The 1656-nt window shown below is 67.4% G+C and carries 1 protein-coding gene; it reads left to right on the top strand.

The window, feature by feature from the left end; all coding sequences use genetic code 11:
- Positions 1-169: 169 nt before the first annotated feature.
- Positions 170-1387: a hypothetical protein gene (locus ABZT03_RS44350; RefSeq protein ID WP_356050010.1), complete on the top strand. Its 1218-nt coding sequence runs from the start codon at positions 170-172 to the stop codon at positions 1385-1387.
- Positions 1388-1656: the final 269 nt, after the last annotated feature.

Consider the following 1656-nt stretch of genomic DNA (forward strand, 5'->3'; position numbering starts at 1 on the left):
CCGCCCACCACGGCCTGAACCACCGTCACCACCACGGCCAGACACGTCCCGAACCGGCTCACAACCCCGAACGCTCGCCCAACCTGACAATGCCCGAACGAGGCTGCTGCTCAATGACGCGAAGCCAGGCTGGCTACCGCATGCGGGCGTGGTCGGCGACAATTCGAGCGTGAGAGCGACGATAATGGTGCACTTTGTTGACAGGCGCAACACGCAGGTGGTCCTGCAGCGCCACGGGTCCCGGGTCAGCGAACGCCGTGGCGGCCGCGTCGAGGTGCTGATTGATGGTGTGCCCGAAGATGTTGCCGTCGTGCATTTCGAGCTGGCCGTTGACCGGTACCTTGCCGACGGGTTCGTTGTCAGCGCGCAGCCCGCCGCCCGCTACGAGCTGGGCACCCCGGTGGACGATACCGGCTACGCGTTTGCGTTCGCCGCGCTGGTAGGCGGCTGGAAGGGCGAACTGATCCACGCACAGGCGATGCGCCTGTGGAATGACGGACCTGCGGAACGGCAGGCGGAGCAGGCCACCATGGAACAGGTCACTGCGCAGGTGGCTCTCCACGATGTGTTGGACGATCATCTGTTTCTGGTTCCGGACGGGCCGACGTGGCACGCCTACATCGACGGCCACGATGTGGTCTCCCTCGTCGATGATCTGGCCACATACGCAGGCCTGTCTCCCGGTCGCTTGAGTTTCGATCCGCAGCGTGAGCCGTGGCGCATTGACATTCTGGGCCGGCATCGGCTGCGGATGTTGCTTGCCGACGGCCGTATGAGCCGCCTGCGCTCCTTGCGCATACGTACCTGGGGCGGCACCGCCCACCTCGACCCAGTCCTGCGCGCCCACGACGCCATCGACCGGCTCAGCCACCTGTGCCTGTGGACGCAGCGCTCTGACCTCGATGAAGCCCCCGTGGCGGGCCGCTACCCCGCCCTGCGCGCCCTGGAATGCGATGCCGACCAGCTGCTCGGGCTCCTGCGGAACGGGGCGCCACGCCTGCACGCCCTCGCCGTACACACAGGCGGCCGGTCCAGCCAGTCTCTCCTGGGCCTGCTGGCCAAACGTGCCCTGCCCGCGCTGCGACATCTCGCCCTGTGGCACGCCCGTGTCGATCCGGCTGCTCTGGCCTGCTCTCCGGTCGTGGCCCAACTGGCCACGCTCGATGTCTGGACGGTCAACGACGCCACCCGCTTCGACTTCCAGGCCCTCCTGCAGGCCCGCCCCCAGCTCGCGCATCTGCAGCGGATCGTCGTCCCCGGACACCTCGTGCCCGACGCGACCATCACCCAGTTCCGTGACTGGCCGCAGGTGACGTTCACCAGCTTCGACCGCCGCGAAGTACTCGCCCTCGACCTCGACACCCGCGGCTACACACGCGACATGTGAAGCCGTCCCGGGTGCGAGAGCGACGGCATCTGATCAGCCCTGCTCTGGTGCGGAGTTCGGGTCGCGAAGCGGTCGCAGTGCGTCGCCGAGCTGGGAACGGACGATGGGATAGCGGCCGTGGAAGTTGATGTGCTCGTGGATGAGCGGGGACAGCCGGGAGCGGATATCCGGGGAGTGTTGATGCCCCTATGGATGTCAAGGTCCGGTTGGGGCGGGGGTCGCCGGTCCGCTGGGCTTCGTGGTGGGGATGAGGAGTCGGTAGATCTCTC

This window comes from Streptomyces sp. NPDC005574, from assembly GCF_040605435.1.
In the GTDB taxonomy this organism is placed as follows: Bacteria; Actinomycetota; Actinomycetes; order Streptomycetales; family Streptomycetaceae; genus Streptomyces.